Below are 26,979 nucleotides of genomic sequence, written 5' to 3'. Positions count from 1 at the left end.
GGTCCAGCGGAGCGGCGCGGTCACCCGCGCAGTGTGGCCGATGGGCCGCAGGTGGGGCCGAATCTTTGTTCAGCCGCCCGCGGCCGTCGCCGCGACGATCTCGAGCTGGTTCCTGATCCAGCGATGGGCCGGGTCTTTCTGGTAGCGCTGGTGCCAGACCATGAACATCGGCAGCTCGGCCAGCGTGCGCGTGCGCGAGGCCAGTGGAATGCGCGTTTGCGCGAAGCCGCGCATCACGCCGGATGCAAGCAGGCTCGGCATGCTCGCGAGCATCTGCGAGCCGCGCAGGAATGAGGGCACGCCGGAGAAGCTCGGCACCGAGATTGCGATGTCGCGGTGGAAGCCGTTGGCCGCAAGCCGCCGGTCGAAGTCGAGGCGCTCATTGTCGGTATAGACCACGGTGACGTGGCGTGCGGCGAGATAGGCGCCGCGGCCGATTGGTGCGGCGCGCGCCCTGGGATCGAAGTAGCAGACGTAGTGGTCCCTCAGCAGTCGCTTCTGCACGATGTCGACGCCGGACGGTGGCAGCGGCGTGATCAGGAGATCGCAGCGGTTTTCGCGCAGCATCGCAGGCGAGGGCGACTGCGAGGGGATCACGCGCAGGTTCAGGCTCTTCACCTGTCCCGCCAGATGATCGAAGAAACGCGGCAGCAGCAGGTCGCGCTGAAAGTCGTTGGCGGCAATCGTCAGCGAGAGCTGCGCGCGCGCGGGCTCGAAGCTGACGCCGCCGGCAAAGCTCCGCATTTCGTCGATCAGCGCGCGCGCCTTTGCGGCCAGCGCCTGCGCATGGGAGGTGGCGACGATGCCGCGGCCGGATTTTGCGAACAGCGGATCGCCGGCGATCCGTCGCAGCTTGTTCAGCCCGTGGCTGACCGCGGACTGGGTCAGGCCGAGCCGCGTTGCGGCTGCTGTGACCGAGCCTTCCTCCAGCACGGCGAGGAACAGTTCGAGCGCGTGGCCGTCGAGGGCCAAATGATCGATTTCTTTCATGCAATATATTATAATCGATCTATTTATCTTGAGAATAGACCGGCTCATGATCTCCCGATAAGCCGCGCGCCCGGACCGGGCGCCCCAGGGAGAGACAACGCCGATGAATGTCCAGGCGCCAGCCTTGCAGGATCCCCGCCTCAACCGCCCGGAGCCATTCGCGCCGCCGCACGGCGATGGTGGCTTCTTCCAGCGCGACCGTTCCATGCATCCGCCTGCGCATGCGCCCGGCTACAAATCCTCGGTGCTGCGTTCGCCGCGCCAGGCGTTGCTGTCGCTGGAGAACACAGTCTCGGAGATTACAGGGCCGGTGTTCGGTCACAACGATCTCGGTCCGCTCGACAATGATCTGATCCGCAACTACGCCAAGGACGGCGATCCCGTCGGCGAGCGCATCATCGTCCACGGCCGCGTGCTGGATGAGACCGGCCGGGGCGTGCCGAACACGCTGGTCGAGTTCTGGCAGGCCAATGCCGGCGGCCGCTACCGGCACAAGAAGGACACGTATCTGGCGCCGATCGATCCGAATTTCGGCGGCTGCGGCCGCGCGCTGACGGACGATACCGGCTACTACTATTTCCGCACGGTGAAGCCGGGCCCCTATCCCTGGCGCAATTACGTCAACAGCTGGCGTCCCGCGCACATCCATTTCTCGGTGTTCGGCTCGGGCTTCGCGCAGCGACTGATCACGCAGATGTATTTCGAGGGCGATCCCCTGATCCCGGTCTGCCCGATCCTGACGACGATCCCGGACAAGGACGCGCTCGATCGCCTCGTCGCGCCGCTCGACCTCAACGCCTCGACGCCGTTCGATTCGCTCGCCTACCGCTTCGACATCGTGCTGCGTGGCCAGCGCTCCACCTATTTTGAAAATCGCACCGAGGGAAACTGAGTCCATGCCGCAGCCGCTCAACTACCTCAAGGAAACCGCCTCGCAGACCGCCGGGCCCTACGTTCATATCGGCCTGATCCCGGCCATGGCCGGTTTCGACATCTTCGAGAAGAATTTCTCGAACATGCTGGCGACGCCAAACTCGCAAGGCGAGCGCATCGTCCTGGAAGGCAAGGTGCTCGACGGCACCGGCTCGCCGCTGCGCGATGTGCTGCTCGAAATCTGGCAGGCCAATGCCGCCGGCCGCTACAATCATCCGGCCGACCGCTCGGCCGGTGCGCTGGAAGAGGAGTTTCGTGGCTGGGGCCGCGCCGGCTCCGACTTCGACAGCGGCCTCGTCACCTTCGAGACCATCAAGCCGGGCGCCATCACCGACAAGACGGGGCGCAAATGCGCGCCGCACGTCAACGTCTGGATCGTCGCGCGCGGCATCAACATCGGTCTCAACACGCGGCTCTATTTCTCCGATGAAGAGGCCTCCAATGCCGCCGATCCCGTGCTCAACCTGGTCGAACCGGCAGTGCGTCGCAAAACGTTGATCGCTACGCGCAGCGAGCGCGCGGGCAAGGTCGTGTATTCCTTCACGATCAATCTGCAGGGGCCGGAAGAGACGGTGTTCTTCGACGTCTGATCGTCGCGATGCAACCAACCCGGTCAGCCGGGTTGGCTGCAACTTGACCCGAGACCAAAGTCTACCCGAGGTAGGCCCGGCCGAGAGGAACCAAATCGCGTCCCGGCGATTCGTTCGACATATCCTCTTGGAGAGCTGTGTCATGAACAGGCTGCAAAAGCCCGAAACTGTCCCTGACGTCTACAATCTGTTTCTCGCTTCTGTACTCTTCATATCACCGTGGCTGTTCAGGCTGACCAACAGCCAGGGCAAGATCGATCTCTGGGTCACGAGCGCGATCATCGTCGTGCTGTCGCTGGCGGCCATAATCGCTTACCGGGACTGGGAGGAATGGCTCAACGTCCTCATGGGCGTTTGGCTCATCGCCTCCCCCTGGCTGCTCGGGTTCCCGCATACGCGGGCGATGCATCTCAGCATCGGCTTTGGCGTCTTCATCGTGCTGTTGGCCCTGCTCGATCTCTTCCTTCACTATGAGGAGAGGCATCCGGACGAAATGTCCATGGAATCCGGGCAGGAGAGGGCGCATCGGTAGCGGCCGGTGCGCCGGTGCGGCGGGCGCGTCAATTGTCCCCGCCGTGGAGCTGCGCGCGAAAGGCGCGTGGCGATAGTCCCGTGGCGGCCGCGTAGACGCGGCTGAAATAGGCGGGATCCTCGAAGCCAAGCGTGTAGGCGATCGTCGAGACCGGACGGTTGGTGTAGACGAGGTTGCGTCGTGCCTCGCGGATCAGCCGGTTGAGGATCAGGTGCGAGGCGGTATCGCCGGTCGCCGCGCGCGTCACCCGGTTGAGATGGGTCGGCGTGATCGACAGCGCGTCGGCGTAGTCGGCGACACTCCAGCGCTCCAGATGATGCTGCTCCAGCAGCACCTCGAAGCGGCGGAACAGGCCGGATTCGGCCGTGCCAGTGCCGCCGCTCTGGCTCGTGAGCGCGCGGGCCACCAGCCCGATCATCGCTGCCGACAGTGCGCGCAGCACATGCGCGCGGCCGAAATCGCGCGCGGCGTGTTCGGCGAAGATCTGCTTCATGGTGGCGCGGATCTGCGGCGTGCCGCGCACCACGGCCGAGCGCGACAGCGCGCCGCGCAGGCCTTCGGATGCGAGCAGCGTCTCGTCCAGGATTTCCGCGGCGATCGTCAGCACCCAGCCTAGGGTCTCAGGCATGAAGCGGAAGCCGTGGACGTGGCCGACCGGCACGTTGACGATCTGCATCGGCCTCAAGGGCACCACGCGCCCGTCGAGCGTCGCCTCACCGCCACCGCGCTCGATCAGCAGCACCTGGTGCAGCCGGGCATGACGGTGCACGGCCAAGGTCCAGTCGTGCAGCACCGAGCGGGACGCGAGCGTCTCGCAATGCACGACGTCGGGAAGGTCGCCGGACTCGCCGAAGAGGTTGTAGACCCGGATCGCCGGGGCGGGGGCTGCGGTTCTCATGTTCGAATAGTACAAGACAAAGGCGAAACCCTCCATCGATTTGCAGCGCCTTGTCTGCAAAAAAGTGCCGACGGGAGGACGTAAAAATGAAGGTTCAGGTCTGTATCATCGGCGGTGGGCCGTCCGGGTTGCTGCTGTCCCAACTGCTGCACTTGAAGGGCATCGACACGGTCGTGCTGGAGAAGTACAGCCGCGACCACGTGCTGGCCCGCATCCGCGCCGGCGTGCTCGAGCACGGCTTCGCAAAGCTGATGCGCGAGGCGCAATGCGGCGAGCGGATGGACCGCGAGGGCGAGATCCACGGGGGATTCGAGATCGCCCATGACGGCGTACTCTCCCACATCGACCTGCACAGGCATTCCGGCGGCAATTCGGTGCTGGTCTATGGCCAGACCGAGCTGACGCGCGACCTTTACGAAGCGAGCGACCGCCTCGGCGGCAAGGTTGAGCACAACGCCGAGGAGGTGACGCCGTTCGATCTTGCGTCGGACCGGCCGTACGTGACTTACCGTTCGGGCGGCGAGACCATCCGCGTCGATTGCGATTACATCGTCGGGGCCGACGGCTTTCACGGCGTCAGCCGCAAGTCGATCCCGAAGGATGTGCTGCGCGAATATGAGAAGGTCTATCCGTTCGGATGGCTTGGCGTGCTGTCGCGGACGAAACCGGTGTCGCCTGAGCTGATCTATGTGAAGCACGAGCGCGGCTTTGCGCTCTGTTCTCTGCGCTCACAAGTGCTGAGCCGTTACTACATCCAGGTGCCATTGACCGACAAGGTGGAGGACTGGAGCGACGATGCGTTCTGGGCCGAGCTGAAGCGTCGCCTGCCGGAGGAGGTCGCTGGCCGCTTGACCACGGGACCGTCGATCGAGAAAAGCATCGCGCCCCTGCGCAGCTTCGTCGCCGAGCCGATGAGCTATGGCCGCCTGTTCCTCGCGGGCGATGCCGCCCACATTGTGCCGCCGACCGGTGCGCGCGGGCTGAACAGCGCCGCCTCCGACATCTATTATCTCTACCACGCCATGCTCGCGCATTATCAGAACGGCGACGATTCCGGCCTCAAGGGCTACTCCGCCAAGGCGCTCGCGCGGATCTGGAAAGCGCAGCGCTTCTCGTGGTGGATGACGATGCTGTTGCACCGCTTCCCCGACCGTCTCGACTACGAGGATCGTCTTCAGCAGACGGAGCTGGAATATCTGCTCTCGTCCGAGACCGCGCAGCGCCTTCTCGCGGAGAATTATGTCGGGCTGCCGTTTTAGGTAGACCGGCAGCAATGACTCAGCATATCTGCCCATTGTCGCCCCAGTCGCAAATGTGACCGGGCCAGCCCCGGACCGACGGACCGAACCATATTGGAATGCCGTCCCAGAAAATCCAGCGGCCATCCGGTTCAAGCGGAAGCTTGTAGAACCTGCCGGCGGTGGCGGAATGGCCCATATAGAAGGGCGCGCGTACTATGACGCGTCGTTTCTCGCGAGCCACGGCGGACGTTGTGAGCATGGCGATCGCGATCAATCCAATCGACAAGAGCTTGATTGGGGACATCGAACTGGCCTTTTAGCCCTTGATGGCGCTGCAACCTTAGCCCGTTTCTTCAACCTTGGGCAGGCGAACCTGCCCGAGCTGTCATGGCGTATTTGCGCCAGTTGAAAAACGCACCGGGCCACGACGGCAAAAAGCGGTTCCCGCCCGCTACCCCGCGCCAGCCGCTTCAATTCGGCGAGCGCCTGCACATGCGGCGCAGAGACCTCTCACCAGTCTCGCCGCCGCACCATAGCCGATGCGAAGCATCGGCGTTCTGAGAACGGCGGCCGAGCGCCGCCTATGCCCCCCTCTCCCACAAGGGGAGAGGGGAGGCCTGGGCGCGGCTTAGCGGCTACTTCCCTTCCAGCGTGTTGACCGGTATCCAATCCGGCGGCAGTGGATTTGCGGTGAGCGCCCTCGCGCGTTTGGCAAACAGAGATGATGGCGCATCTATCTTAGCTACGCCGTCGAACGCGTCAGCCGCCTTCGCGAACTCCTGCGCTCGCCAGCAGGCCAGCCCTTCCGCATACGCGGCGGCCACCTTTGTCTGCTCCGCGCTCTCCGCGCCCTTGTCGGCCAGCGGTTCGAACACCTTGATCGCCTCGCCGCGGCCCAGCACCCTGATCGCATCGAGCTCGCGCCAGGCGAATGTGTCGCCAGTCTGCGCCATCGTCGTTTCCGATGCCATGATCGCCGTGCCGTAATATTTGTTGGCACCTTCGAGCCGCGAGGCGACGTTCACGGTGTCGCTCATGACAGTGTAGTTGAAGCGGCGGCGGGAGCCGATATTGCCGACCACGGCTTCACCGCTGTTGAGCCCGATGCGATGCGACAGGCCGTGGCCGGCGAAGGCGGGATTATTGGCATTGAGCTCCGCCAGCTTCTCGTGGCAGTTCAGCGCGGCGCGGACGGCATTGCGCGCATGGGCGGGATCGTCGGCTGGCGCCCCGAACATCGCGACGATGGAGTCACCGATATATTTGTCGACATAGCCGCCATGGCTTTCGATGATGTCCGTCATGGCGGACAAATATTCGTTCATCAGCGTCACCAGCTCGGCCGGCGTCATTGTCTCCGCGATGGAGGAGAAGCCGCTGAGGTCGGAGAAGAACATGGTAATGTTGCGTATCTCGCCGCCGAGCGCCGGCATCTTGCCGGAGGCCACCATGGTGTTGATGACTTCGGGGGCGAGGTAGAAGGCGAAGCTCTTGCGCAGGAAGCGTTCGTCACGATCGGCGAGCACGAAGCGGTAGCCGATCATCATCGCAAGCGCGGCAAGGCTCGCGAGTGCTGGCTCCGCAAGTGGCAGCGCCAAGGCGTGTACGAATGCGCCGACAGCCATGGCTGCGTAAGCGGCGGTGAGGACGAGCCAGGCGATCAATGCGCCACCCGGAGCGAACACGCACGCCGCGCAGGCGATGATCGCCGCGAACACGATCGTGAGAATGCTCCGCAGCGGAAAGCCGAGCTCGGTCACGGCATCGCGCTCGATCAGATTTCGGACGGCGGTGGCATGCACGAAGACGCCGGCGACTGCGTTGTGGGCCTTCTGCGCGGCCTGTGCCGGGGCAGGCAGGGCGCATCGCGCGGCCGGCGTCCCGTCATAACCGCCCGACAAGCGCATCGAGGTGAGTTTGCGATCATCGAAGGTGAGGATGCTGCCGAGCAGCACGACCTTGCCGTCGAAGGCGCGGCGGAAGAAATCGCGGTCGCCCTTCTCGACGCAGGCGCGCAGATCGGCGAAAGAGAAGGTCGGGACGTCGCGGCCCAACCCTCGAAAGTTGAGTGTGAGTGTGTTCGGCGCCGCACTCGGGATTGCATAGCCGGACAATTCGGTCGCACCGGACGGCGCAATCTCGGGCTTTCCCCCGAGCGCGCGCGCGGCGAGCTCGACGGCCATGGCGGGTACCGGCTTGCCGTCGATGGAGAAGCTCAGCGGCATCCGCCGAATGATGTCGTCGGTGTCGGTGTGGACGTTGAGGGCGCGGACATTGTTTTTCGCCGCCAGTCGCTGCGCGGCGTACGGCGCGTCCGGATGGTCGTTGCTCAGGATCTCGCCGAGCACCAGCTTGCCGCTTTCGGAGATCTGCCGCAGCGCGATCAGGTAATCGCGGTCAAACCCCTTCATGCGCGCGCCGAGCGGCGCCTCGCCGAAAGGAATCTCCGACTGCTCGATCGAGCTCGGAAAAATGACGTCGAAGCCGATCACCTTGGCGCCGCCGTCGGCGATGCTCCCGAGCACCCGGCCGATCTCGCGCGTCCAGGTCTGCGTCGGCGATCCCTTGAAGGGCGGTGCGTCGTAGGTCTCCCCGTCGATCGCCACGACGACAACCGGCGACGTGGCGGGATCGCGCCGGTCGCCGACGATCCTGCCGCGCAGCGCCGTGAGGATGTCGAGCGAGAGGCCTTGCAGCGTCTGGAGCGGCGGAGACGTGAAGACCGCGCCCGCAAGGAGCGCAATCAGGATCGCCGCAACGATGTCCCGTCTGCCGATCCGCCGCATCGCCCCGTCGCTAGCCGCCTATTCGAGCCGCAGCAGGCGGCCGACGATCGGCGTCGGCGACGACGTGGCGCCGGCGTCGACCTGGAAGGCGTAGCGTTTGGCGCCGAGGATGGCGAGATAGCTGCCGCCGGGCGTCAGCGACTTCCCAGCCTTGGCAAAGTCATAGAACTTGCCGCCAATCATGATGTCATTCCTGAGCGGCACGCTGATCGTGGGCTCCTTGCCGTCGGTGCGCTCGATGACCAGCGTGCTGCCGCTCTTGGCCTGGACCAGCGGAGAGACGCCATAGATCGTGGGAATCTTGGACGGCGCGCTCTTCGTGTCGGACCGCATGGTGCGGAAGGTGGTTGCGGCGCTTTGGTTCGCCTCGCGTTCGGACAGCCGTACCGCATTGGTGTCGCAGGGCACCTTTTCCCGCTGTACCTCGCCGAGCTGCACGGTGCTCTGCTCGGCGCCGACCAGAACGAACCCTTCGCTGATGGTCTCGCGCAGGCAGGATTTGAGATAGCTGAGCGTGATGCTCGCCTTCGGCCCGAGCTTGATGATCTTGCCGGGCGCCACGTAGTCCATGAACGCGATGCCGTCGACCTTGCCCTGGACGTCCTCGACGATCGCGGCCGGTGTCTCCGCCAGGGCGGGGGCCGCAAGACAGAACGCGCCGACAACGGCGCCGATCAGGCTTCTCATGGGTATTCTCATCCAATTCGACCGATGCTTTGCCGGTCCCTGTCCTGGTCCGATGCGTAGCAGCGGAGCGCCCAGGCAAGTGTGACCAGAATCACTCTTAGATATTGAGTGCACTTTATCAGGAAGAGGTTCAAACCGGCGACCGGAGAAAGCGGAGCCGCGGCAAGCTGACGTCCCGACAGCAATGTCAGGCGGCGGGGACCGTCCCGGGCGCGCGGGCCTCGACCAGACAACTTTCAGCCACTCTCTCTACTATAGGGACGAGCGGGGTCTCGGTCTTCTGAAATGGCGTCGCCCGCTGCCCGGCGGCGATCTCCACGACCTCGCCCCAGCGCGACAGGAAGGCCTCGACGCAGGCGGGATCGAACTGCCGTCCCTTGTTCTCGACCAGGTAATTGCGGGCCACTTCGAGCGGCATCGGCTCTTTATATGGCCGCCGCGTCGTCAGCGCGTCGAATACGTCGGCGACCGCGACCACGCGTGCGGCGACCGGGATCTTGTCCGCCCTGAGGCCGTTGGGATAGCCCGCGCCGTCCCAGCGCTCGTGATGGCCTGCGGCAATTTGCGCACCGAGCTGGATCAGCTCGCAGCTGGAGCCCGCCAGGATTTTCTCGCCGATCGTCGCATGGGTCCGGATCACCGCCATCTCCTCGTCGGTGAGCTTGCCGGGCTTGAGAAGAATGTTGTCGGGAATGGCGACTTTGCCGACGTCGTGCAGGGGAGCGGCAAGATAGATGTCGCGGCAGAGCCGGGCCGGCAGGCCGAGCTGCTCGGCGATGATGCGGCTGTATCGGGCGACGCGCAGCGTGTGCTCGCCGGTGTCGTTGTCGCGGTATTCGACCGCGAGCGCGAGCCGCAGGATGATCTCCTCCTCGCGCTCGCCGAGCTTCTGGGTCGCGGCCGCCACCGCGCTCGCCAGATCCGCGGCGCGGTCGTTCTGCCTGCGTACGGCTGCACCGAGCCGCACCAAATTGCGCAGGCGCACCGTCATCTCGACGCTCTGCGGCTGCTTGGGGAGGAAATCGGTTGCACCAGCCTGCAGCGCTTCCATCTTGACGTCATCGGTCTGCCGCGAAGTGATCATCGCGATCGGGATGTCTGCGCAGCCGGGCAAGGTGCGGAACGTGCGGATGAAGGCGATGCCGTCCATATGGGGCATCTCGTAATCGACCAGCACGAGGTCGAACACACGTTCGCGCGCGCAGGCGAGCGCCTCGACGGGATCGAGGAAGGTGGTGGCCTCGATCAGGCCTTCGGCTTCGATATGATGTTTCAGGAAATTGAGGACGGAGCGGCTGTCATCAATCAGAAGCGCTTGGGTCAGCATCGGCGGCCGGGCTCGTTCGGATGGCGAGGCATGACCTCAACGAATAGCCTTTGCGATTTAACGCGAAGCAAACATCAAGCCCGCGGCAAACTGCTCATGACTGCGCGCAGCGCATGAAATTTGAGCGGGCCATGCGCGTCTGCGTGCATACGCGAAGTCCTCCGGATTGTGACCCGTAGTTGTACGGTGATGTCCATTAGGGGTTTGCACACTCTCCGACACGAATAGTCGTTGTGCGGGATTCGCGCGATGCGCAGCGAATCCGGGGAAATTTGGGGGACGAATGTCGTCTGATGTCACCGAGCCGAAGTGGTCCCTGCGGCTGCCGGCGGATTGCAGCATCGCTGCGATCCGTAACGTCTATGACCTGATCCGCGAAGCTTTCGGCCGGCAGGACCGGCTCGAGATCGATTGTTCGAGCGTCGACAAGGCCGACGTGACCTCGATCCAGCTTCTGCTGTCGACCGCCAAGACCGGTGAGGCCCAGGGCCGCCCGGTGGTCCTCACATCATTCTCCCAGTCTTTGCGCAACACTCTTCGCCGCGCCGGCTTCGCCAGCGAGGCCATGATCGATCAGCACTTCCCGCAAAAGAAAGATGGCACCTAATGGCCACGATTCTCACGGTCGACGATTCCCCCAGCATTCGGCAGATGATCAAGGTCGTGCTCGAGCCGGCCGGTCACAACGTGATCGAGGCCGGCGACGGCGCGCAAGGGCTCGCCAAGGCGCAGGCCGGCAAGCTCGATCTCGTCATCACCGACCTCAATATGCCTGTCATGAACGGGCTCGAGCTGATCCGGGCGCTGCGCAAGCTGCCGAGCGCGGTCGGCATGCCCATCGTGTTCCTGACCACCGAATCCAACGACGCGGTGAAGCAGGAAGCCAAGAGCGCCGGCGCCACCGGCTGGATCACGAAGCCGTTCAAGCCCGAGCAGCTGCTCGCCGTCGTCGGCAAGTTGGTGCGCGCATGAGCGCGATGGACCCGACCGAGGTTTTTCGCCAGGAAGCCAGCGAGCTGTTCGAGGTCCTGGAAGGGGCCTTGCTCGACCTCGGCCAGCGTCCCGACGACCGCGAGCTGGTCGATTCCGCCTTCCGCGCCCTGCACACGATCAAGGGTTCGGGCGCCATGTTCGGCTTCGACAAGGTCGCCTCCTTCACCCACGAATTCGAGACCGCCTTCGATCGTGTCCGCAAGGGCGAGATCAAGCCGACGCAGGAGCTGATCTCGGTCGCGCTCGCGGCCAAGGATTATATCCGCGCGCTGATCGAGGATCCGCAATCGACCGACGACATCATCGGCGAAGCCATCCTCGATGATCTCAAGCGCTTCGTGTCGGCCGACCAGCCTGCCGCTCCGGTCGCCGAGATCATCGAGGCGCCGCCGCGGGCTCCAGCTGAGAGCAAGCAAGCCGGCTGGCACCTGTATCTGGAATTTGAATCCCACATCCTGCGCAACGGTTCGAATCCGCTCGACCTGTTGGAAGACCTCAGCAAGCTTGGTCCCTGCTTCGTCGTGCCGATCACTGAGGGAATCCCGTTCCTCGACGAGATGGAGCCGGAAGACTGCTATCTGAAATGGGACGTCAAGCTGCACGCGGCTTGCGACAAGGACGCGATCGACGACGTCTTCATGTTCGTCCAGGACGAGATGAAGCTCACGCTCTCACCATTGGAGCATGTCGAAGCGCCCGCGCCGGCACCGCTGTTCCAGCTTCTCGACGAGGAGCCGGGCCCGGCGGCCGAGATGCCCGCGCCTGTGATTGAGGTTGCTGCTGCGCCGGCCGCCGAGCAGCCCCTCGCGAAGGCGGAGCCCACATCCGAAGCCAGGTGCGATGCCAGGTCCGAAACGAAGCCCGAGATCAAGCGTGAGACGGCGCCCGCGCGTCGCGAGGAAGCCAAGCAAGAGCGCGGCATCGCCACCGTCCGTGTGCAGGCCGAACGTCTCGATGAATTGATGGACCGGGTTGGCGAACTCGTCATCGCCCAGGCGCGGTTGACCCAGCTCGCCGCGTCCGGTTCCGATCTCTCGATCAAGATGATCGCCGAGGAAATCGAGCGCCTCGCCTCGTCCTTGCGCGACACCACGATGGGCGCGCGCATGGTGCCGATCGGATCGCTGTTCGGCCGCTTCCGCCGCCTGGTGCATGACCTGTCGCGGGACCTGTCGAAGCCGGTCGAGTTCGTCACCACGGGCGAGGATACCGAGCTCGACAAGACCATGATCGAGTGCCTTGCCGATCCGCTGGTGCACCTGATCCGCAATGCCATCGACCACGGCATCGAGGACACCGCGACGCGCGCTGCCAATGGCAAGACCGCGCAGGGCCGGATTGAGCTCGCCGCCGTTCATTCCGGCGCGCAGGTGCTCGTCACCGTGAAGGACAATGGCGGCGGCCTCAACACCGCACGCGTTCGAGCGAAAGCGGAAGAGCAGGGGCTGATTGCTGCCGGCGCCGTGCTCACCGATCACGAGATCCACCAGTTCCTGTTCCATCCGGGCTTCTCGACCGCGCAGACCATCTCGGCGCTGTCCGGCCGCGGCGTCGGAATGGACGTGGTCAAGCGCACCATCGAGAACATGCGCGGGTCGATCGACCTGTCCACCAGGCCGGGCGAAGGCACCACCGTGACACTGCGTCTGCCGCTGACGCTCGCGATCATCGAAGGCCTCCTGATCCGCGTCGGCGAAGGCCGCTACATCATTCCGCTTTCGGTGGTGGAGGAATGCGTCGAGCTGACGGCCGAGGACGAACGCTCGCGAGGCCGCAATTTCCTCAACGTGCGCGGCAACCTCGTCCCCTTCCTGCGCCTGCGTGACATCATGTCCTCGTCGGGTTCGCCCGACCGGCACCAGAAGACGATCATCATCTCAACCGGCGAGACCCGCGTTGGCCTCGTCGCCGACCAGATCATCGGCAACCACCAGACCGTGATCAAGTCGCTCTCCAAGCTGCATTCCGACGTCACGATCTTCTCCGGCGCGACGATCCTGGGTGACGGCACGGCGGCGCTGATCCTCGACGTCGCGCAGCTCGTCACGTTGGCGCAGTCGAAGGTCGAGAAGCAGCATATCAGCGAGGCGGCGTGATGAACGATGGTTTGGCCGGCGAGCATCAGGCCGACGCGATGCAGGTCGTGATGATCGGCCTCGGCGACGAGAAATTCGCGCTCGACGCGGGCCTTGTGCGCGAGATCATCGATCCGGTGCCGCTGACCAAGGTTGCGGGCGCGCGCTCCTTCGTTCCCAGCGTGATCAACGTGCGCGGCAACGTCATTCCGCTTGCGGACCTGCGCATTCGCTTCGGCATGCCGCAGCTCGACAACTCTGCCGACACGCGCATCGTCGTCATCGAGCTCCAGCTCGACGGCGAGCCGGTTCTGGTCGGCGTTACCGCCGACAAGGTCTACGAGGTCACGGAGATATCGCAGTCTGACGTGCAGCAGACACCGCGCGTCGGCATGCACTGGAAGCCGGAGTTCATTCGCTTCATCGCCAAGTGGCGTGAAGAGTTCGTCATCGTTCCCAACATGGAACGCATCCTGAATTGAAATCGTGGTCCCACGGGCGGGACTCTGGGGTAGGGGCTGAAGATGAGGTTTACGGTCAAGGCGAAGCTGGCCAGCGCGTTCGGCCTGGTCATCATCCTGTCCATGGTGGCGGGCGGCGTGGCTTACACGAAGCTCGGCGACATGATGGCGACCGCCGATAGCATGGTCCTGCGTGCCAAGCGCATGGAAAGGGCGACCGAGATCGAGAAGACGATCCTGTTGCAGTTGCGGGCAGAGAAGAACGCCATTCTCGGAACCGAAGTCGAAGCGGAACAGTTCGCCGCCGATGCCGCCAAGCGGCGCGAAGACGCGATGAAGATCCGTGATGAGGTTTATGCGCTGGCGAGCGAAGCCGGCAGGAAGCTGCTCGACGGCTTCGCGGCCGCCTATGCGAAGATGAACGCCTACCAGGAAGAAACGATCCGCCTCGCGAAGACCGACAAGGCGAAAGCGACCGATCGCTCGATGAACGAAGGCCGCAAGGTCGTCGCCGATGCGCTGGAGTCGATGGGCGCCTATGTGCAGAATACCAAGAAGCAGATGGCCGACCAGGCCGCCCAATCGAAAGAAGAAGGACACCAGGCGCAGTTCCTGCTGATGACGCTCATCGGCATTTCGCTGCTCGTTGCGATCGGCGCGGCTCTGTGGATCTCGATCTCGATCAGCCGTTCGCTTGGCCGCGCAGTCAGCCTTGCCGGAGCGGTGGCTGACGGCGATCTCAACCAGACTATTCCCTCCGCCAGCAATGACGAGATCGGCGATCTCATCAAGTCTCTGAACACGATGGTCGAGAAGCTCCGTCAGATTGTCTCCGAGGCGCTGACGGCCGCGCAGAATGTCTCCGCCGGCAGCCAGGAGCTCTCCGCCAGCGCCGAGCAGCTCTCGCAGGGCGCCACCGAGCAGGCCTCGTCCGCTGAGGAAGCTTCCTCCTCGATGGAAGAGATGGCCTCGAACGTGAAGCAGAACGCCGACAATGCCAACCAGACCGAGAAGATCGCCGCGCGGTCGGCCCAGGACGCCGAAGCCAGCGGCGTCGCCGTAGGCCGCGCCGTCCATGCGATGCAGACCATCGCCGAGAAGATCACGATCGTGCAGGAGATCGCGCGCCAGACCGACCTGCTCGCGCTCAACGCGGCGGTCGAAGCCGCGCGCGCCGGTGAGCATGGTAAGGGCTTTGCCGTGGTCGCCTCCGAAGTGCGCAAGCTCGCCGAGCGCAGCCAGGCGGCTGCGGCCGACATCGGAACGCTGTCGACGGAAACGGTGAAAGTCGCCCAGGAAGCCGGCGACATGCTGTCCAAGCTGGTGCCCGACATCAAGAAGACCGCGGAGCTGGTCCAGGAGATCACCGCGGCCTGCCGCGAGCAGGACGTGGGTTCGGCCCAGATCAACCAGGCGATCCAGCAACTCGACAAGGTCGGTCAGCAGAACGCTAGCGCCTCCGAGCAGGTCTCCTCGACCTCTGAAGAACTCGCCTCGCAGGCCGAGCAGCTGCAGTCGACGATCTCGTTCTTCCGCATCGAGCAGGGCGGACGCGGCGGGCGCGCGACGGCTGCGCCGATCGACCATGCCGTCAGTCAGCTCCGTGCCAAGGCTGCGCACATGGCGGCCGCTGACCGTGACGGAAAGAAGCCTCAGGTCAAGCCGGTGCGCGCACTCAAGGTCGCTGGCGGCGGCGGATTTGCCTTCGACATGCAGGATCGCGAGGACGATCGCGACGCCGAGTTTCAACGCTGACGGATGGCCTGGCCTTACGCCGGACCGCGCATTCAAACCTTCTGACCCTGGACTGCAATCATGGCCGTGACCTCGCAATATCTGACGCTCGGGCTCGCCGGCGAGACGTTCGGCATCAGCATCCGCAATGTCCGCGAAATCCTGGACATGCGACCAATCTCGCGCCTGCCGCACGCGCCGGACTTCCTGCTCGGAATGATCGACGTGCGCGGCAGCGGCTATCCGATCGTTGACCTCCGTATCAAGCTTGGCTTGCCGAGTGTAGCGGCGACCGAGGCCACCCGGATCATCATTCTCGACGTGCCGATGCAAGATCGCCTGGTCGGCGTCGGCTTTGTCGCGGATTGCGTCTTCGAGGTGACCGATATCGACGAGAGTACTCTCGAACCGGTTCCAGCCGTCGGCGGCCGCTGGCAGTCGGACTACATCGCCGGCATCGGACGAAAGGGCGACAGGTTCGTGATCATCTTCGACCTGGCGCGCTTGATGGCAGGAGCGGACATGCCGGCGCAGCCCGATGCCGCTTCCAAACCTCCAGTCGCGGCTTAGGACCGCGCCTTTCGCAGAGTCGGTATTGCGTCAGTTCAAGAGACAACGAATTCGAGGAATGAGAGATGAGACTTACGGTTAAAGCCAAACTGGCGAGCGCCTTTGGCACGGTGATTATCCTGTCGGCGATCACCGGTGGGCTCGCTTATGTCAAGCTGAGCCAACTTGCGGACACATCGGAGTTGCTGGTCCAGCGGTCGGGACGGATGGAGCGGGCCGGCGAGCTCCAGAATTTCGTCCTGACCCAGGCTCGCGCCGAGCGCGACATCATCATCGCCTCGACCGAATCTGAGATGCAGGCGATCTCGGACGAGATCAAGCTGGGACGAAAGGAGGCGACCCGCCTCCGCGATGAAATCTATGCGGGCACGTCCGAGGCCGGAAAGCGCCTGATCGAGAAGTTTTCGGCTGCGTACGACAAGATGAATGCGACCGAAGATTCCGTCATGAAGTTCGCTTTCTTGAACTCGAACAACCGAGGTGCTCAGCTCTGGGCGTCCGAGGGGCAACCCATTCTGAAGGAGTGGAACGACTCCATCGATGCGCTTTTCGCGGAAACCAGCCGCGCGGCAAGCTCGACCGAGCGAGCTAACGTCCTGATGGCACTCCAGACAATCAGGCTGGAGGGCGCACGAGCCCAGCGGCAGGTCGCGCTGACCTTTTCGGCGACCAGCATGGATGAGCTGAATGCGTCGATGAAAGTGATGGACGACCGCCTGACTGCGCTTCGGGACTCCGTGCAGCAGAGCTTCGCTCCGCTGACGGTCGCCGGACAGTCGTCGACCACCCTCGCGGCACAGACGGAACGGGTTCTGAAGATCATTGCCAAGGTGACGGACATCGTGAGGGAAGGCGGCAATATCCGCGCCGCAGCGCTGGCCGCGACCGAGGGAAAAGCGAACGCCGCGGAAGCGATCACGACATCGGCGAACTACATCTCCTATCAGAAGAAGGTGATGAGAGAGCAGGCGGCTGAAGCCGCAGCCGACGCGAGCCAGGCCAAGATCATCTTGATCAGCATCATCATCGCGTCGCTTCTGGTGGCTGTCGGGTCAGCCGTCTGGATCGCGATCAACATCAGCCGCGGTCTCTCCCGAGCCGTCGGTCTCGCCGATGCGGTCGCGCTCGGCGATCTCAGTCAGAAGATCGATGTATCGAGCGATGACGAGATCGGCGATCTGATCAAGGCTCTGAACGTGATGACAGTGAACCTGAACGCGACGGCCGGGATCGCCAACGAGATTGCGCATGGCAACCTCACCGTTGAGGCGAGGCCGCTCTCGGACAAGGATACGCTCGGGCTGGCCCTGGAGCGTATGGTCGAGAAGCTTCGCCAGATCGTGTCCGAGGCTCTGACCGCGGCGCAGAACGTGTCCGCGGGCAGCCAGGAGCTTTCGGCCAGCGCAGAGCAGCTCTCGCAGGGGGCGACCGAGCAGGCGTCCTCCGCAGAAGAGGCGTCCTCCTCGATGGAGGAGATGGCGGCGAACGTGAAGCAGAACGCCGACAATGCCAACCAGACCGAAAAGATCGCGGCGCAATCGGCCAAGGACGCCGAGGCCAGCGGTGCCGCCGTGGGCCGTGCGGTGGAAGCGATGCAGACGATCGCGGAGAAGATCACCATTGTTCAGGAGATTGCACGGCAGACAGATCTGCTCGCCCTGAACGCGGCAGTCGAAGCCGCACGTGCCGGCGAGCATGGCAAGGGCTTTGCCGTGGTGGCCTCAGAGGTGCGGAAACTTGCCGAGCGTAGCCAGGCGGCGGCGGCCGAGATCGGTTCTCTCTCGAGTGAGACCGTGAAGGTCGCGCAGGATGCCGGGAATATGCTCGCCAAACTGGTGCCCGATATCAAGAAGACGGCCGAACTGGTTGAAGAAATCACGTCGGCCTGCCGCGAGCAGGATGTCGGCTCCTCGCAGATCAACCAGGCGATTCAGCAGCTCGACAAGGTCGGCCAGCAGAATGCCAGCGCCTCCGAAGAGGTCTCCTCGACCTCGGAGGAGCTCGCCTCGCAGGCCGAGCAGTTGCAGTCGACGATCGCCTATTTCCGCATCGAGCAGGGCGCCAAGGTCCAGGCGGCGGCGCCGATCGACCGTGCAGTTAATCAGTTGCGTGCGAAGGCTGCCGCCATGGCGGCGGCGGAGCGGCCGGCCAGGAAGCCGCTGGCCAAGCCGGCGCGTGCCATGAAGGCCGCGAACGGCGGCGGGTTCGCCTTCGACATGAATGACGGTGAGGACGATCGGGACGCCGATTTCCAACGCTAGGATATCCCGGAAGCCGGTCCATCCTCGTGGTGGACCGGTTCGTGCTCAATGATCGCGTAAACGCGTAAGGTTTCGAGATGGCGCCTATTGCCCGACATTCTGTGCATGCGGCCATCGCTCGCCGGAGCAGACGGCCATGATGCCGGCCGTGCAGCATACGGCCGTGCATCTGTCGGACCGCCACTTCCGGGCCATTGCCGAGCTGATCGAAGGCCAGGTCGGCATCAAGCTGCCGCCAGGCAAACGGCTGATGCTGGAAGGCCGATTGCATAAGCGTGTGCGCGCGCTGAATTATTCCGATCTCAACGAGTATGTCGACAATCTGTTCGAGGCGGATCATTTCGAAACTGAGCTGACCCATCTCATCGATGTCGTCACCACCAACAAGACCGACTTCTTCCGCGAGCCCCAGCACTTCACGTTCATACGGGAGGTCGCTGTTCCGGCTCTGCTCAAGCTACGCGGACGCAGGAACGCGAACCTGAAGATCTGGAGCTCGGCGAGCTCCACCGGCATGGAGGCTTATACGACTGCGATGGTGCTGGACGACGTGGCGCGGAGCGGATCGCGGTTCCAGTATCGCATCCTCGGGACCGACATTTCGACCGCCGTGCTGCGCCTTGCCAAGGCCGCAATCTACGCCCGTGACGCGATCGGGCCGGTGCCTGAGCAATTCGTGAAGCGATATTTCCTGTCGTCGCGGGACAAGTCGCGCGGTGAGGTGCGGGTGGTGCCGGAATTGCGCCGCATGACGCATTTCATGCGGATGAACCTCATGGATGCGTCCTATCCCGTCGACCGCGACGTCGACATCATCTTCTGCCGCAACGTCCTGATCTATTTCGAGCGCGAGACGCAGCGCAAGGTGATCGAGCAATTGTGCAACCATTTGCGGCCGGGCGGCTACCTGCTGGTCGGACATTCGGAATCGATGATTCACAGCGCCGTGCCTGGTTTGAAGCAGGTGCAGCCCACCATTTTCCAGGTCTAGCCGGAGCGCAACTAAATGCCGAGGGAGAAGGTTCGCGTACTGATCGTGGACGATTCGGCGTCGGTGCGCCAAATTATGCAAACGATCCTCAACGGTGATCCCGACATCGAGGTGATGGGCACGGCCTCGGATCCGTTCGCAGCGGCCCGGCGCCTTCAGAACGAGATCCCCGACGTCATCATCCTCGACATCGAGATGCCGCGGATGGACGGCATGACGTTTCTGCGCAAGATCATGGCGCAGCGTCCGATCCCGGTGATCATCTGCTCGTCGCTTACCGGCGAGGGCTCGAACGTGATGTTCGAGGCGTTCGAGGCGGGCGCCGTCGACATCGTGCCCAAGCCGAAGATCGACACGCGGCAGGCGCTGCTCGAATGCTCTACGCGGCTTCGCGAGGCCGTGAAGTCGGCGGCGCGCGCGCGCGTGCGCCCACGGTCGGAGCGGCGGGTGGTCGAGAAGAAGCTGACCGCTGACGCCATCATCCCGCCGCCAGTGCAAAGCAAGGTCCGGCCGACGACGGAACGCATCGTGTGCATCGGTTCATCGACCGGTGGCACCGAGGCGCTCAACGACGTGCTCGAGATGCTGCCGCCGCACTGTCCTCCCATCGTCATTGTCCAGCACATGCCGGCAGGATTCACCGCGGCCTTTGCCAAACGTCTCGACAGCATCTGCCAGATCCGGGTCAAGGAAGCCGAGGACGGCGAGCCGGTTCTGCCGGGCTGCGCCTACATCGCGCCGGGCGCCCGTCACATGCTGCTTCAGCGCATCGGCCTGCGCTATCAGATCGCGATCAAGGACGGCCCGCCGGTGTCGCGGCATCGTCCGTCCGTCGACGTGCTGTTCCGCTCGGCGGCACAGCACGCAGGTGCCAATGCGCTCGGCGTCATCATGACCGGCATGGGCGACGACGGCGCGCGCGGGATGCTGGAGATGCGCAAGCTCGGAGCCTCGACGCGAGCGCAGGATGAGGAAAGCTGCGTGGTGTTCGGCATGCCCAAGGAAGCCATTGCCCATGGTGGCGTCGAGAAGGTCGTCTCGCTGAACCAAATCCCGCGCGAGATCATGCTCTGGTATCAGGCCGGGCACGCGGCGCTGACAGGTTGATTGCAATGTCCGCCATTCCGGCCAATACGCTCACTGAGGCGCTCGTTGCGATCGAGGACGTCTCGTCGCGCATCGAGGACGTCTTTGCGCGCGTCGGCCACGAGCTCGGTCGTGGTCACATCATCTTCAAGGAGCTCAATCAGGGCCTCGCGACGCTCTCGGAGGAACTCTCCGGCGCCGAGATCGAGGGTGCCGCGACCGCCTTGCAGGAGATCGCTGCGCGGCTCAGTGAGCTGGCGCAGGCGCTGCCGGCCGAAAGCGCCCTGCTTGCGACAATCGGCACGAGCACCGCGGAGGCGTCTTCGCTGCTCAAGCCGCTGTTCAAGCACATCCAGATGATCACCATCATCGCGCGCAGCGCACGGATCGAAGCGGCTTCCCTCGACGGCGATCGCGAGGGCTTTCTCGCCTTCACGCAGGAAGCATACGATCTCGGCAAGGCCGTGCAGCGCTCGATCGAAGGCTGCGCACGGGACCAGCAGCGCCTGTCCGAGGCGGTTGCCACCGCGTCCGGCCGGCAGCAGGAATTCGAGAGCCGCTACCGGAATCAGCTGGTGTCGGAAAGCGCCGAGCTCGGCGATGCCTATTCCGGATTGCGCGACCAGCGCAGCAAGAGCAGCCAACTCGCCGATCTGGCGAGCGCCAGCACCAGGAAGATCGCCGAGGCGGTCGGCAGTTCGATCATTTCCCTGCAGGCCGGCGACAGCACGCGACAGCGGCTCGAGCATGTTTGTCATGGCCTCGGTCTTGCGTCGGGGTCTGGCCCGAGCCTGGTTCCGGGGCCGGTCGCGAGCGAGGACGGCGCGCGCGCGATCTGCCAGTTGCAGGCGGCCCTGCTCAGGGACGCCCAGCGCGAGTTCGGCGGCGACATCGGCCAGATCGTGCGCGCGCTGACCGCGATCTTGCACGATGCGAGCGGCGTCGTTGGTCACGGCCGTACGCTGTTTGGCGGCGGGGATGGTGGCGAGTCGTCGTTCCTCGCACGCATCAAGCAGACGCTGGCGCACGCCTCGACCCTGATCGCGACTTGCGAGAGCGCCGGCCGCTCCGTCGACGATGCGCTCGCGATCGTCGAGGACACGCTGGCGAAGTTTCGCCAGGCGATCGCCGGGCTCGCCGAGGCAACCGTCGACATCACGCTGATCGGCATGAATGCGGGCCTCAAGGCCAGCCATCTCGGCAGCCGCGGCAGCGCTTTCGTCGTCATCGCCAACGAGCTCAAGGCGACCGCCGACCAGGTCTCGGCGGGCGCGGGGCGGCTGCGCCCGGTGCTCGATGACATCGAGCGCTCGGCCAAAGAGCTGAAGGAGCTTCGCGTGCAGGGCAATCCCACCCAGCTCGCCAAGCTGGAGCCGCAAATCCTCCAGGCGCTGCGCGAAGTGGAGGCGGGCAACGAACGGCTCGGCAAGCTGATGAGCCGGCTCGTCAGTGAAGGTGCGGAATTCGAAGGCCTGATGAATTCAGCGCAATACCTGATGAGCTCGCTCGGCGATAGCTCCGCGGCCTTGCCTGCGGTCGCCGCGCGCCTCGAGACCGCGAGCGCGGGCACGCAGCGGCCAGAGCCCGGCGCGCAGGATCAGGCGATGCTCGACGATTTCTTCGCGCGTTACACGATGGAACGCGAGCGGGACGTTCACCGGGAATTTCTGCAAACGCTTGGGCTTGCGTCGATCGCTGCCACGCGGCGCGTCGAGGCAGTCGAGAGCGCGGATGATGGCATAGAATTGTTTTGACGGCGCCGCCGGCGTCGTGCGTCGGTGTCAATTCGATGGATTGGGTTTGCGGGGCGTTAACTCTGCCGAAAGAGCCGCCAGTTCGGTCATTGTCGCGCCCCGGAATTGATCGCAAATACGAGTCAATTTTCACGCCGGGAAATTTCCCATGCTGAGAGACGGTAGATACGCTGCCTGGTTCAGGACCCCACGCGGCCAGGGCACCGGCCTTGTGGATCTGACCGAGGGCCGCATCTCGGGCAGCGACAGCTTCTTTACTTATGGAGGCTCCTACCGCGTCGACGAGGAGCGCTTCTCGGCCGTCCTGACCGTGAACCGGCACGCTGACGGCCCGCCGAGCGTGTTCGGGCCGGACGAGGTCGAGGTCAATCTCCTGGGGGTGTGCAACGGCCTGGTGGCGACCTGTTCGGGAACGGCCAGGGAAGTGCCCGACGTGAAGTTCGAGGCGACACTGATCTACAGCCAGGAAGACGCGCCGGCAGCCGACGCCCGACGAGCGGTCGTGAAGCTCAATGCCGACAAGCTGCCCAAGGGCCTCGACAGCCGCTCCCGGCAGCGCCATCCGTTCACGCCGGGATCCGTTAGGTCAGAGCCCGATCGACAATAAGCCAAGCTACTGTCGCCAGAAGGAAATCCGCGGCGATCACGAGGAGAGCGAGAGCAAGCCAATCCGGAAATTTACGGCGCAAGCGAGCGATTCGTCGCTGCGCCAAGGCCGTCGCGGTGAAAAAAAAATGAAGGATACGCACGCTGTATCCCCGAAGCGGCGACGTTACTCAGCTGGAGCGATGCCAAGGAAATCTCTTTCAAATATTATTGCTCAGAATGACTGCCATCATAGGTTTTTCGCTCTCGTGTGCAATAGGTAGCAAACGACCGGATTTTTTTAATTTACCGAAATTGCAGCCTTGGCCGGATACACTCTAGGGCGTCTCGTTCCAAGGCAGGCGCGGGCTCTTCCCCTTATAGCCTTCTGTGCCACCGTCACTTTCACATTTTAGCGTCGTGTTGACGCTGTTCTAGCGAAAACATGGTGGGACCGCACTGCGGCAACTGTGCCTTTAAAGATGAAATCTAAGTTGGGCCCCATAACAAGGGACGAACAGGGCATGCCTCAGATCTGGATGACGTATCACGAGCTTGGGACACTTTGCGGCTTTAGTGCTGCCGAGGCCAGATTGCAGGCGCAGCATCTATTGCTCGATCGGCGCAAGAGCCGCGACGGAAATACCCGCGTCAAGCTAAATGCCGCGTTGATGGCGCGGTTCTTAGAGACGATTCGCGAAGCCGAGTCTGACCTCGACGATGCAATCGCGGCGTTGCGTGACACCCATCGGAAAATGTCGGGCGTCTTCAGGACACGGACGAGCTTCGGACGCGGAGTCGCCTAGCTCGCCGCTCCGGCTCCCTTCGAATCAGGCTCAATCGTATTCGGAGCTTGGCGCGATTGCCGGTGTTTCACGCAAGCAGAAGGGCCAACATCGCCATGGCTGAGAAGGCGTCAAGCCTCGGCCGAGCGGGTGCATTGGTTGTTCTCCAGTCTCGCGGCGGCCGTCACCGCGGTAGGGGTCAAATTGCCACGGAGATCAAGGGCCGCAACGAAGTGCCGCCCAATGCAAGCGTCAATTCAGGCACAGTGGAAGCGATATTCAATGCGGACACGAAGGATCTGACCTGCACGGTCGCCTATCCCGATTGTAGCAGGCCTGCGCTGGGGATGCATTCCCAGCCGGTGAGAGATCCGGTATCACGCTTTCGTTCAACTCGGTGCGAGGCTCGATCCAGGCGAGGCTCTCATCGGGACGCAAGCTCGGGCTCTCTTGGCCGGTAAGCGGTACGCGAACATCCACGTGGTGACCAATCCCGGTGGCGAGTGGCGCAGGCAGACGCTAGGACTCCGTTTCGTTCCGACGGGGCGCGACGTCTGGCCGGTCCAGACAGGCTGACGGCGCTAAGCCGGCGGCCGGGGTAGGAAAGCCAAGATAGTCTGAGCGAGGAAGACGCCTACGATACCGCCGGCCGCCTTCTGCATCATGTCGGTGAATACGGTATTGCGATCAGGAATTAACGTTTGAACGAGCTCGATCCCGGTCACGACGACTACGGCGAGGATACAGGCCACAGCAACGCGCCCGGGGAGCAGGAAGGATAGGAGAAAGCCAAGCAGGCCATAGGCGCTGAAGCGCTCTATGACGATGACCCAGTAGGCCTCTGCATGGCCCACAAGCACAGGCCTCCCCGCCAGCCGAGCCAGCGCAGCGTAGACGATGAGCGCGAGACAGATGCCCGCGGCTGCAATGAGACGGTTATGGCGCATGTGACCAGCATAGCCAGTCGGCGAGTTGGTTGCTCTAGAAAGCCGAGAGCATCGTTAAGGTCCTTTCACTCCGGAGCGGAGACTTCACCTTAGTCGTTTGGGGACAGGCTCGGGCGAGGCAATTCGGCGACCTATCCGATTGGGCTGGCAGGCACGGTCAGGGCACGAGAGCCTTGCTGTGCGATCGCAATCCTCGCGCGCCGCGAGCCGACCAGCTCGCCGAACCTGGCGAAGGGGGCGCCCGCGACGAGATGGCCCTGGTTTTTCTTCGACACTGCACGAGATCAGCGCGCGGACCTGCTCTTCGGTTTCGACGGCCTCAGCGATCACCATCAAGCGGAAGTCTCTGGCGACCGATAACAAAGCCGCCAAGCGGACCCTGTTCGCTCGGCGGCTTTGCTTGGGCGGGGCCAGGCCTTGGGGAAGCCCGGTGTGGAGATGGATAGGGGATTCTGAAAACTTCGCAACAAACTACGGGTGTTAAGCTAACTGCTCAACCTTACCGTATGGGTGTTGTGCGTGCGCACCGATCCCTAACCTTTGCACGGCGCCCTGCGATTGGTCGCTGCTTTGGCTCGGCGCCTTAACGTTGCTACGAGATCCAAATTGCGCGTGCGCCAGTGGGGGGCTAGTTTTTAAGTGGCGCAGCTGCGTAGCCATCATCTTTGTGTTGCTCGCATGAGCCGATTTGGAATTCAAGGGATTGTCTGATTTTGAATTTGCACGCGGGTGCGGCACACAATCACCCGCGTTACCTTTGGATACTAGGCGCAGGATTCAGTATGATTGCTCCAAGCGGCGCGGCTCCTCGAAGGTATTTTGTTGATGCAATTGGTCGGCGCGTTCTGATCGGCCTGACGATCGAGGAGACAGAGGAATTCGAAGGTTTGGATCGGGCGCAGGCCGAGCCGCAGAGCGTGAGCGTGGTGGGGGAAGCCGCCGTTGGTTCCTCCGGACTGGGTGAACAGAGATGGCTGGTGCTTTACGAGAAGCATGAAAGCGCCTGGCGGAGCTGGATGGTTCACGCGGTCTAATTGTAGCTGGTAGATCTTCGTTAACCACAGGAGAGCGATCTTCTGTGAACGCTGACCGCGAACGAGAATTCCGTCCATGTTCCAACTGTTCCTGAGGGCTCGCAGCCAGAATTTCCTTCGCTGCGACGGCCTATCCGAATTCCGAGTGCGCTCGGCCGACCGGGATGTCGAAAACCGACCGACATCGCGTGGGAGCCATCATGACTGCCATCGAGGACGCTCTGCAGGCGGGAGTGCGTGAGCGGGCAGGTCTCGGCCGCCGGGTCGACGATGTTTTGGCAAGGGCAGCCGTTGCTCTTGGCAACGGGGACGACGAGTATTTGCATCGCGAACCGCGCGATAGCCATCATCACGATCTGTTCGATGTTGAGATCGTATGCGGGCAAAAGCGGTTACAAAGAGCTGGGGACTCCCGCACTATCGGCCTCAGTCTGATCCGAGCGAGCACCAGTAGGGCGCCGTAGTCCACCCTGCAGGAAGAGGTTGATCTCAATGCGATCGGGCGCGGCTGAGTTCACCCGGGACGTTGGCGGTAACTCCGCTGCTGGTGGCAAATCTCAAGAGTGCGCCAGCGACATAGCTTATCTGCAGCAGAACGGCAAAGGTCAGGACTGAAGTCCACGCTTGCCAAAGCGGTTGCGGCGAGACCGCGCTGATTGCGAGCGCTCCAACAAGTATGGCTGGTAGGAGAATGAACACTCGGTACCGCAGACCGAGGACGAGCCCCGTCGATATACTACCGGCTATCAACAACATCGCTTAGGGACTCCAGAAAGATCCCCAAGAAGCTAGTTCCGGCGCTCTAAAATTGGTTTAAGGCAAGAGTTCAATTTGTCTGCAATGCGAATTTTACGCGACCTCACGCCGTCCGTTTACTGCGCTCGAACGTAGCGATCATCCCATCGTCGAGCCACACTCATCGAGTTTTCTTGAAAAGAAGCGTGCAACTTTGTGACCTTCCTGCAGCTTTGCTATTCTAGCCAGAATAGATTGGCGAGCAAATGTTTGCCGCACCATCGACCTGTTTGAGACATGATCCAGGTCGGCCTCGCATGACGATGTTGTTTAGACGCTCATGACACCAAGCGCTTCAACAGCGGGGCTCCGGAAGAACCGAACTAGATGGAGCGGAAGTTTTGAAGTGCACCGCTGGCCCGACGTTTGGCCGGGCAACGCATGGTGCGTTCGATATTGCGGTTGTGGTTGTATTTAATGTAACCGGAGCGAGCAGTGTGCGGGGCCGCATCGAGTTCCGTTGGTGGGCAGGCAAGTTTTTCTTTCAAGACTCTTGATCTTAGTCATTCAAACGTCGAAGTTGTCGTAAACAGTAAGAACGCGCGGAACGAGTTTGCAACCTCGGCGTTTAATCTTTGTGCTGTTTGACGCAGTCGCGAGGCAGGGAGGTGAGAATCGAGTGAAGTAAAGGCCGTTAACTAAGCATTATTCATGTCGGTCGAAGCGTCGCGACGGCCGTGTGGAACCGGTGAGGTCCATAAAACTCTATTGTTTGGTTTGAGCTGCACGAAATAGCTCGAGTGTCAAAAACCCCCACGTAGCCCGCAAGAGGCTGACGACGGGGGCGTTAATGTCTACTGCGAACTATAGATTTTCGTCTGACTTTGCCGCGGCTCCGAGCCGGGACGCTGTCGATGGTCTTGCGGCAATCGCCTCGGCGCTTGACCAAGGACTGGGCGCGGCGCCCAATCCGCGCGGTCGCCG

25 protein-coding genes are annotated in these 26,979 nt (G+C 63.2%); 18 read left to right on the top strand and 7 right to left on the bottom strand.

Annotated features, from left to right (window positions below; all coding sequences use genetic code 11):
* Nucleotides 1-69: 69 nt before the first annotated feature.
* Entirely contained in the window at nucleotides 70-990 is a 921-nt protein-coding gene (locus AC630_RS13265) for a LysR family transcriptional regulator (RefSeq protein ID WP_074118968.1), read from the bottom strand.
* 103 nt (nucleotides 991-1,093) lie between these two features.
* Between AC630_RS13265 and pcaH the strand changes: the two genes are divergently transcribed.
* The 3 genes from pcaH (at nucleotide 1,094) to AC630_RS13250 (ending at nucleotide 3,045) form a co-directional block, all read left to right on the top strand.
* Complete coding sequence (gene pcaH / locus AC630_RS13260) at nucleotides 1,094-1,882, top strand: protocatechuate 3,4-dioxygenase subunit beta (protein WP_074118967.1); 789 nt, start codon at nucleotides 1,094-1,096, stop codon at nucleotides 1,880-1,882.
* Nucleotides 1,883-1,886: 4 nt separating this feature from the next.
* The gene (pcaG, locus tag AC630_RS13255; RefSeq protein ID WP_074118966.1) at nucleotides 1,887-2,513 is read left to right on the top strand and encodes a protocatechuate 3,4-dioxygenase subunit alpha; all 627 of its coding nucleotides are present in this window, start codon (nucleotides 1,887-1,889) and stop codon (nucleotides 2,511-2,513) included.
* Between the two features lie 142 nt (nucleotides 2,514-2,655).
* Nucleotides 2,656-3,045: an SPW repeat protein gene (locus tag AC630_RS13250; protein WP_074118965.1), complete on the top strand. Its 390-nt coding sequence runs from the start codon at nucleotides 2,656-2,658 to the stop codon at nucleotides 3,043-3,045.
* Nucleotides 3,046-3,073: 28 nt separating this feature from the next.
* On the opposite strand, the gene AC630_RS13245 is transcribed toward AC630_RS13250, so the two are convergent.
* Nucleotides 3,074-3,979, bottom strand: a complete 906-nt coding sequence (locus tag AC630_RS13245; protein WP_074118964.1) for a helix-turn-helix domain-containing protein — start codon at nucleotides 3,977-3,979, stop codon at nucleotides 3,074-3,076.
* Between the two features lie 50 nt (nucleotides 3,980-4,029).
* On the opposite strand from AC630_RS13245, the gene pobA reads away from it, so the two are divergent.
* Nucleotides 4,030-5,202 carry a 4-hydroxybenzoate 3-monooxygenase gene (gene pobA / locus AC630_RS13240; protein ID WP_074118963.1) on the top strand — a complete coding sequence of 391 codons (1,173 nt, stop codon included), beginning with the start codon at nucleotides 4,030-4,032 and terminating at the stop codon, nucleotides 5,200-5,202.
* A gap of 617 nt (nucleotides 5,203-5,819) precedes the next feature.
* Here the strand turns inward: pobA and AC630_RS13235 are convergent.
* From AC630_RS13235 to AC630_RS13225, 3 genes are all read right to left on the bottom strand, one after another.
* The gene (locus AC630_RS13235; protein ID WP_074118962.1) at nucleotides 5,820-7,970 is read right to left on the bottom strand and encodes an adenylate/guanylate cyclase domain-containing protein; all 2,151 of its coding nucleotides are present in this window, start codon (nucleotides 7,968-7,970) and stop codon (nucleotides 5,820-5,822) included.
* 18 nt (nucleotides 7,971-7,988) lie between these two features.
* Nucleotides 7,989-8,657 (bottom strand): hypothetical protein, encoded by a 669-nt coding sequence (locus AC630_RS13230; RefSeq protein WP_074118961.1) that lies wholly within the window; start codon nucleotides 8,655-8,657, stop codon nucleotides 7,989-7,991.
* A 187-nt stretch (nucleotides 8,658-8,844) separates the two neighbouring features.
* Entirely contained in the window at nucleotides 8,845-9,984 is a 1,140-nt protein-coding gene (locus AC630_RS13225) for a response regulator (protein WP_074118960.1), read from the bottom strand.
* 283 nt (nucleotides 9,985-10,267) lie between these two features.
* On the opposite strand from AC630_RS13225, the gene AC630_RS13220 reads away from it, so the two are divergent.
* The 12 genes from AC630_RS13220 (at nucleotide 10,268) to AC630_RS13165 (ending at nucleotide 23,300) form a co-directional block, all read left to right on the top strand.
* Nucleotides 10,268-10,591: an STAS domain-containing protein gene (locus tag AC630_RS13220; protein WP_074118959.1), complete on the top strand. Its 324-nt coding sequence runs from the start codon at nucleotides 10,268-10,270 to the stop codon at nucleotides 10,589-10,591.
* On the top strand, nucleotides 10,591-10,956 hold the full coding sequence (locus AC630_RS13215; RefSeq protein WP_027562191.1) for a response regulator: 366 nt from the start codon (nucleotides 10,591-10,593) through the stop codon (nucleotides 10,954-10,956). The genes AC630_RS13220 and AC630_RS13215 overlap by 1 nt, the downstream gene beginning before the upstream one ends.
* Nucleotides 10,953-13,073, top strand: coding sequence for a chemotaxis protein CheA (locus AC630_RS13210; protein ID WP_074118958.1), 2,121 nt, complete (start codon nucleotides 10,953-10,955; stop codon nucleotides 13,071-13,073). The genes AC630_RS13215 and AC630_RS13210 overlap by 4 nt, the downstream gene beginning before the upstream one ends.
* Entirely contained in the window at nucleotides 13,073-13,534 is a 462-nt protein-coding gene (locus AC630_RS13205) for a chemotaxis protein CheW (protein ID WP_167561202.1), read from the top strand. Before AC630_RS13210 ends, AC630_RS13205 begins: the two co-directional genes overlap by 1 nt.
* A gap of 42 nt (nucleotides 13,535-13,576) precedes the next feature.
* Nucleotides 13,577-15,268 carry a methyl-accepting chemotaxis protein gene (locus AC630_RS13200; protein ID WP_074118956.1) on the top strand — a complete coding sequence of 564 codons (1,692 nt, stop codon included), beginning with the start codon at nucleotides 13,577-13,579 and terminating at the stop codon, nucleotides 15,266-15,268.
* Nucleotides 15,269-15,328: 60 nt separating this feature from the next.
* On the top strand, nucleotides 15,329-15,817 hold the full coding sequence (locus AC630_RS13195) for a chemotaxis protein CheW (RefSeq protein WP_074118955.1): 489 nt from the start codon (nucleotides 15,329-15,331) through the stop codon (nucleotides 15,815-15,817).
* Nucleotides 15,818-15,882: 65 nt separating this feature from the next.
* Complete coding sequence (locus tag AC630_RS13190; RefSeq protein ID WP_074118954.1) at nucleotides 15,883-18,078, top strand: HAMP domain-containing methyl-accepting chemotaxis protein; 2,196 nt, start codon at nucleotides 15,883-15,885, stop codon at nucleotides 18,076-18,078.
* Nucleotides 18,079-18,214: 136 nt separating this feature from the next.
* Nucleotides 18,215-19,069: a CheR family methyltransferase gene (locus tag AC630_RS13185; RefSeq protein ID WP_074118953.1), complete on the top strand. Its 855-nt coding sequence runs from the start codon at nucleotides 18,215-18,217 to the stop codon at nucleotides 19,067-19,069.
* Nucleotides 19,070-19,084: 15 nt separating this feature from the next.
* Nucleotides 19,085-20,176: a protein-glutamate methylesterase/protein-glutamine glutaminase gene (locus AC630_RS13180; RefSeq protein ID WP_074118952.1), complete on the top strand. Its 1,092-nt coding sequence runs from the start codon at nucleotides 19,085-19,087 to the stop codon at nucleotides 20,174-20,176.
* Between the two features lie 5 nt (nucleotides 20,177-20,181).
* Complete coding sequence (locus AC630_RS13175) at nucleotides 20,182-21,909, top strand: chemotaxis protein (protein ID WP_143198017.1); 1,728 nt, start codon at nucleotides 20,182-20,184, stop codon at nucleotides 21,907-21,909.
* Nucleotides 21,910-22,057: 148 nt separating this feature from the next.
* The gene (locus AC630_RS13170; protein ID WP_074118951.1) at nucleotides 22,058-22,516 is read left to right on the top strand and encodes a hypothetical protein; all 459 of its coding nucleotides are present in this window, start codon (nucleotides 22,058-22,060) and stop codon (nucleotides 22,514-22,516) included.
* A 502-nt stretch (nucleotides 22,517-23,018) separates the two neighbouring features.
* Nucleotides 23,019-23,300, top strand: a complete 282-nt coding sequence (locus tag AC630_RS13165; RefSeq protein WP_074119023.1) for a hypothetical protein — start codon at nucleotides 23,019-23,021, stop codon at nucleotides 23,298-23,300.
* Nucleotides 23,301-23,860: 560 nt separating this feature from the next.
* Here AC630_RS13165 and AC630_RS13160 read toward each other — a convergent pair.
* A complete protein-coding gene (locus AC630_RS13160) occupies nucleotides 23,861-24,226 on the bottom strand; it encodes a VanZ family protein (protein ID WP_074118950.1) in 366 nt (121 codons plus the stop codon).
* A 782-nt stretch (nucleotides 24,227-25,008) separates the two neighbouring features.
* On the opposite strand from AC630_RS13160, the gene AC630_RS13155 reads away from it, so the two are divergent.
* Both AC630_RS13155 and AC630_RS13150 read left to right on the top strand, forming a co-directional pair.
* Nucleotides 25,009-25,260 (top strand): hypothetical protein, encoded by a 252-nt coding sequence (locus AC630_RS13155; RefSeq protein WP_074118949.1) that lies wholly within the window; start codon nucleotides 25,009-25,011, stop codon nucleotides 25,258-25,260.
* A gap of 200 nt (nucleotides 25,261-25,460) precedes the next feature.
* A complete protein-coding gene (locus tag AC630_RS13150) occupies nucleotides 25,461-25,724 on the top strand; it encodes a hypothetical protein (protein WP_245330368.1) in 264 nt (87 codons plus the stop codon).
* Between the two features lie 654 nt (nucleotides 25,725-26,378).
* Here the strand turns inward: AC630_RS13150 and AC630_RS45400 are convergent.
* Nucleotides 26,379-26,543, bottom strand: a complete 165-nt coding sequence (locus AC630_RS45400) for a hypothetical protein (protein ID WP_167561201.1) — start codon at nucleotides 26,541-26,543, stop codon at nucleotides 26,379-26,381.
* Between the last annotated feature and the right edge of the window lie 436 nt (nucleotides 26,544-26,979).

Origin of the sequence: Bradyrhizobium sp. AS23.2, assembly GCF_001908185.1 — a bacterium.
Classification (GTDB): domain Bacteria; phylum Pseudomonadota; class Alphaproteobacteria; order Rhizobiales; family Xanthobacteraceae; genus Bradyrhizobium.
The sequence above is the reverse complement of the archived record's forward strand: the minus strand, read 5'-3'. Positions and strand labels throughout refer to the sequence as shown.

What these genes read in the sequence shown, in the direction of transcription:
- AC630_RS13265 (WP_074118968.1), bottom strand. Translation starts at nt 990, where the DNA reads ATGAAAGAAATCGATCATTTGGCCCTCGACGGCCACGCGCTCGAACTG.
- pcaH (WP_074118967.1), top strand. Translation starts at nt 1,094, where the DNA reads ATGAATGTCCAGGCGCCAGCCTTGCAGGATCCCCGCCTCAACCGCCCG.
- pcaG (WP_074118966.1), top strand. Translation starts at nt 1,887, where the DNA reads ATGCCGCAGCCGCTCAACTACCTCAAGGAAACCGCCTCGCAGACCGCC.
- AC630_RS13250 (WP_074118965.1), top strand. Translation starts at nt 2,656, where the DNA reads ATGAACAGGCTGCAAAAGCCCGAAACTGTCCCTGACGTCTACAATCTG.
- AC630_RS13245 (WP_074118964.1), bottom strand. Translation starts at nt 3,979, where the DNA reads ATGGAGGGTTTCGCCTTTGTCTTGTACTATTCGAACATGAGAACCGCA.
- pobA (WP_074118963.1), top strand. Translation starts at nt 4,030, where the DNA reads ATGAAGGTTCAGGTCTGTATCATCGGCGGTGGGCCGTCCGGGTTGCTG.
- AC630_RS13235 (WP_074118962.1), bottom strand. Translation starts at nt 7,970, where the DNA reads ATGCGGCGGATCGGCAGACGGGACATCGTTGCGGCGATCCTGATTGCG.
- AC630_RS13230 (WP_074118961.1), bottom strand. Translation starts at nt 8,657, where the DNA reads ATGAGAAGCCTGATCGGCGCCGTTGTCGGCGCGTTCTGTCTTGCGGCC.
- AC630_RS13225 (WP_074118960.1), bottom strand. Translation starts at nt 9,984, where the DNA reads ATGCTGACCCAAGCGCTTCTGATTGATGACAGCCGCTCCGTCCTCAAT.
- AC630_RS13220 (WP_074118959.1), top strand. Translation starts at nt 10,268, where the DNA reads ATGTCGTCTGATGTCACCGAGCCGAAGTGGTCCCTGCGGCTGCCGGCG.
- AC630_RS13215 (WP_027562191.1), top strand. Translation starts at nt 10,591, where the DNA reads ATGGCCACGATTCTCACGGTCGACGATTCCCCCAGCATTCGGCAGATG.
- AC630_RS13210 (WP_074118958.1), top strand. Translation starts at nt 10,953, where the DNA reads ATGAGCGCGATGGACCCGACCGAGGTTTTTCGCCAGGAAGCCAGCGAG.
- AC630_RS13205 (WP_167561202.1), top strand. Translation starts at nt 13,073, where the DNA reads ATGAACGATGGTTTGGCCGGCGAGCATCAGGCCGACGCGATGCAGGTC.
- AC630_RS13200 (WP_074118956.1), top strand. Translation starts at nt 13,577, where the DNA reads ATGAGGTTTACGGTCAAGGCGAAGCTGGCCAGCGCGTTCGGCCTGGTC.
- AC630_RS13195 (WP_074118955.1), top strand. Translation starts at nt 15,329, where the DNA reads ATGGCCGTGACCTCGCAATATCTGACGCTCGGGCTCGCCGGCGAGACG.
- AC630_RS13190 (WP_074118954.1), top strand. Translation starts at nt 15,883, where the DNA reads ATGAGACTTACGGTTAAAGCCAAACTGGCGAGCGCCTTTGGCACGGTG.
- AC630_RS13185 (WP_074118953.1), top strand. Translation starts at nt 18,215, where the DNA reads ATGATGCCGGCCGTGCAGCATACGGCCGTGCATCTGTCGGACCGCCAC.
- AC630_RS13180 (WP_074118952.1), top strand. Translation starts at nt 19,085, where the DNA reads ATGCCGAGGGAGAAGGTTCGCGTACTGATCGTGGACGATTCGGCGTCG.
- AC630_RS13175 (WP_143198017.1), top strand. Translation starts at nt 20,182, where the DNA reads ATGTCCGCCATTCCGGCCAATACGCTCACTGAGGCGCTCGTTGCGATC.
- AC630_RS13170 (WP_074118951.1), top strand. Translation starts at nt 22,058, where the DNA reads ATGCTGAGAGACGGTAGATACGCTGCCTGGTTCAGGACCCCACGCGGC.
- AC630_RS13165 (WP_074119023.1), top strand. Translation starts at nt 23,019, where the DNA reads ATGCCTCAGATCTGGATGACGTATCACGAGCTTGGGACACTTTGCGGC.
- AC630_RS13160 (WP_074118950.1), bottom strand. Translation starts at nt 24,226, where the DNA reads ATGCGCCATAACCGTCTCATTGCAGCCGCGGGCATCTGTCTCGCGCTC.
- AC630_RS13155 (WP_074118949.1), top strand. Translation starts at nt 25,009, where the DNA reads ATGATTGCTCCAAGCGGCGCGGCTCCTCGAAGGTATTTTGTTGATGCA.
- AC630_RS13150 (WP_245330368.1), top strand. Translation starts at nt 25,461, where the DNA reads ATGACTGCCATCGAGGACGCTCTGCAGGCGGGAGTGCGTGAGCGGGCA.